The organism is Phormidium tenue FACHB-1050 (assembly GCF_014696925.1).
In the GTDB taxonomy this organism is placed as follows: domain Bacteria; phylum Cyanobacteriota; class Cyanobacteriia; order Pseudanabaenales; family Pseudanabaenaceae; genus Pseudanabaena.
The window spans coordinates 1-4376 of record NZ_JACJQY010000088.1 but is presented as its reverse complement, the minus strand read 5'-3'; the positions used below and the strand labels follow the sequence as shown (position 1 = coordinate 4376).

Annotated in this window: 2 protein-coding genes; one reads left to right on the top strand and one right to left on the bottom strand. The window is 38.1% G+C overall.

Going from position 1 to position 4376, the window contains the following annotated elements:
• A partial coding sequence (locus H6G05_RS24910) for a transposase (RefSeq protein WP_190582685.1) occupies positions 1 to 246 on the top strand: 246 nt, incomplete at its 5' end.
• Positions 247 to 489: 243 nt separating this feature from the next.
• Here the strand turns inward: H6G05_RS24910 and H6G05_RS24905 are convergent.
• Positions 490 to 4376 (bottom strand): non-ribosomal peptide synthetase (locus tag H6G05_RS24905; protein WP_190582683.1); only part of this gene is annotated, 3887 nt, incomplete at its 5' end.

Sequence of the window (4376 nt, the reverse complement as noted above, 5' to 3'; positions counted from 1 at the left end):
GCTGAAATTGCGAAAACTCTAATTGAATCTGTCGGTGCTAAGGTTAAGTTCCTACCTCCTTATTCCCCTGATTTATCGCCAATCGAGTTATGTTGGTCAAAATTGAAAGAAATTATTCGCTCTGCTAAAGCTCGTACAATTGAGGCTCTTGATTCAGCTATCACTATGGCTATTAATTCTATTACTGATGAGGATGCTCTTAATTGGTTTCATCATTGTGGCATCTGCTTTGAGCCTTTTCGGTAGGTTGTTTTGTGGCGGGTTTGATAGGTATTTGCTGTAATAGTTTTATTGTCCCAACGCGAGCTGAAACCTTTAAAGCAATTACTATGATTTCTTTGCAGAACTTTAGTGTGAGTAAAACCTACATTATCACAGTTACATTAATAAAATAGAAAAACTAATAGAGTTTGCTTATGCAATAATGTAAATTTTGCTTGCTTGGATGTGGCAATAACAAAAAAAACACCCTAGGGTGTTTTTTTTGATTCAAATTAAATCCTCTATTCGCTGAATAGTTTGACCAACTTCTTGACAGTAAGGTTCTTCCATTAACTCAAGATGATCGCATTTAATCTTAGCTAGATGAACTTTACCCTGAAAGAAATTACCCCAACCAAAGTAAGGAAATAACCAAGAAAGATCAAAATGCTTAATATCTTTTTGCCCATGAACAACCTGCTCACTTCCAATAATCAATAAAATGTTCCCACGGTATGGTTTAGGAACGTAGTCTCTACTAGCTTTTCCAAGAACATCAAAAGCCTCTTGATCAAACTCATATTCCCCTCTATTTGTTTCAGATTTTAATTTGTCAGGATCAGACTGTGAACGCTTGAACCTCTCTCTGATGTAATGCCACTTATCCTTAAGAGATAGCTTAGAGAGCCGAAACAAATGAAATCTAAGCGTACCTACATAAGAGTTTGCTCTATGGGCAAATCTAAAAACCTTTGATTTACCTGAGGTGTCAATAAGTGTTACTAAATCTACTGTTTTGCCCATATTTTGTAACTGTTGAGCCATTTCTAAGGCAACCAGACCGTTGTAACACCAACCCCCTAAAGAATAAGAACCATCAGGCTGTGCACTCAACAACTCATCCACCAACAAAGTTGAAATCGTAGAGATGTAGTTATCATGAGAATTCATTGATACTGAAAGACTAGCACCAGGCATTACATAGACAGGGCGAGTAAGTTTAAGCTTTTTGCTAGTTCTACCCTCCCCAATCCACACAAACGGTTTTATCGAAGTGGGAGAGTCGGGCAAAGTATTGATAATTAATCCACGCTTACCCAAGCGCAAGCCTGTTTTACCTGCACTATGAGATAGTAAAGCTCTATAATCATCGAGATTTAAACCTAGAGAACTGTCTTCGTTTGAGTTATTTCCCTGTGTCTGTTCGCTAATCAACTCCGCAATTTCGGCGATAGTACTGATTTTGAATAATGAGGATAAAGGGATCTGGAAATTAAAGGCTTTTTCTATTTCTGCTACTAGCCTTACAGACAATAAGGAATGTCCGCCCAAAGCAAAGAAATTATCATGGATGCCTACTCGCTCTACTCTCAGTATATTAGTCCATATCTTGGCTAGTAGTTCTTCTGTAGCATTACTGGGTAGAACAAATTCAGAGCCTAACTGGACAATAGATGTATCTGGTGCTGGTAAACTGCGATAATCAATTTTGCCGTTTGGGGTGATGGGCATTGCTTCTAAGAAGACAAACGCACTTGGTATCATGTAGTTGGGCAGACGATCTTGCAGAAAAGTTTTGAGATCTATGACTGTTGTTTTTTGTGCTACAACATAGGCGACAAGTCGCTTATCGCTGGGGTTGTCTTCTCTGACTGTGACAATTGTTGTTTGGACTTTGGGATGTTGAGATAGTACAGATTCTATCTCTCCTATCTCGATACGGAATCCACGAATTTTGACTTGGTTATCTATTCGTCCTATATATTCGATATTGCCATCTTGTCTGTATCGAGCTATATCTCCTGATTTGTATAGTTTTCCTGAACCAAATGGATTTGGAATAAATTTCTCTTCAGTTAACTCTAAGCGATTTAGATAACCTCTAGCTAATCCATCTCCACCAATATATATTTCACCTGAAATGCCGATTGGTAAAGGTTGTAGAAAACTATCGAGAATATAAATTTGCGTATTACCAATTGGCTTTCCAATGGGAATTGACTGAATAGAATTATCTAGTTGTGGAGGAATTTGATAACAACAAGCAAAAGTCGTGCTTTCTGTTGGACCATATCCATTGATAATCTGTGTGGAAGGTAAAGCTTTAATAGCTCTTTCAATATGATTAACAGAAAGAGCTTCTCCACCTGTGAGTAATTGGCAAACGCCCTCCAATGCTTTTGGATCTGTATCAATAACTGAGTTAAAAAGTGCAGATGTTAACCACATCGTAGTAATCCGATATTTCTGAATTGCTTCTTTTAAATCTCTAGCTGTAGGTACTTTTGAAGGAAAAAGTACGCACTGGGCTCCAAATAATAAAGCTCCCCAAATTTCTAAAGTGGCTGCATCAAAAGAAATTGGAGCCATTTGCATGAATCTATTTTCAGAATTAAAGTTAATGTAATTCACCCCGAACAATAGCCTACTAATGCCACGATGAGGAGTTTCAACGCCTTTAGGCTTACCTGTTGACCCTGATGTATAATTTATATAAGCTATGCTTGCAGCACTCGCATCATAAATTAGTATTTCTTGTGATTCTTTACTGATTTGAGTCCAGTCAGTATCAACACAAATAACAACTAGCTCCTTGGTGGGTAACTTCTGTATTAACTCCTGTTGTGTTAATAAGACTTTAACCTGAGAATCATTCAACATGTACTCAATTCTATCTTGAGGATAGCTAGGATCTAAAGGTACATAAGCACTACCTACTTTAAGAATACCTAATAAGCCGACAATCATTTCTAGAGAACGTTCTATGCAAATGCCAACTAGCTCCCCTGTTTTTACACCTTGTTTTTGCAAGTAATGAGCAAGTTGATTGGCGCGACTATTTAGTTCTCGATAAGTTAGTTGTTGTTCTTGAAAAACCACAGCGATCGCATCAGGTGTTCGTTCTACCTGTTCCTCAAATAGCTGGTGTATACATTTATCTTGGGGATAATCTGTGTTTGTGTCATTCCATTCAACCAATAGCTGCTGTCGTTCTTTTTCAGTCAGTATTAACAGCTCAGCAATTGATTTATTAGGATTAGCAACAATACTTTCTAACAAGATTTGGAAATGACTAATCAATCGTTGGATGGTTAGTCGATCAAATAGTCCGCTGTTGTATTCAAAATGACCACTCAACCCAATTTCCGTCTCCTCCATCATCAGAGTGAGATCATATTGTGCTGTTCCTGTCTCTGAATTTAGAGGAATTAGCTTTAAATCTACAGGCTCTGAGATTTCTACAGGAGCATTTTGCAATACAAACATTACTTGGAATATTGGCGAATAGCTAAAACTACGACTAGGGCATAGCTTTTCTACTAATTTATCGAATGGAAGTTCTTGGTGTGCATAAGCACCGAGCGAGACATCCCTGACTCGCTGCATTAATTCTATAAAGTTGGGTTCGCCTGTCAAATCAATTCGTAAAGCTAGAATATTAATGAAGCAGCCAATCAAAGATTCTAGTTCCTTTCGGTTGCGGTTAGCAATAGGAGCGCCAATCACCAAATCCTGCTGCCTACTATATCGTGAGAGCAAAGTTGCAAACGCCGACACTAGAAACATAAACAGGGTTACACCTATACGTTGGCTAAGGATTTTGATTTGACGTGTAAGTTCTACATCAAGTGTAAAGAACTCAGTCTCACCCCGATATGTTTGAGCTACTGGACGAGGATGATCGGTTGGGAAGTCTAATATCGGTGGTGCATAGGCTAATTGTTTTTTCCAATAGACTAATTGCTGATCAAGAAATTCCTCGTTCAGACGATTCTTCTGCCAATGGACATAGTCAATGTACTGGATTTCTAGTACTTTTAGTGGAGAGACTCGCCCTTGCCGAAAAGCTGTGTAGATGACAGTTAGCTCTTTCTGTAATATCTTGAGTGACCAATCATCCGCAATAATATGGTGTACTGTTAACAGCAGAACGTTTGAGGTTTCTCCTAATTGCAGTAAAGTTGAACGGATAAGCAAATCTTTTGTCAGATCAAAAGGTCGTTGTGCTTCTTCCCTTGCTAATTGATAAGTTTTTTCTGTTTGATCATTTTCCGTTAGAGTCAGGAGATTTACAGTTCTTAAAGGTAAGAATTGTAATGGCAAAATCTGCTGAACTGGTAAACCGTCGATTACTGGAAAGATCGATCTTAGAGAATCATGTCGCTGCAAAATTT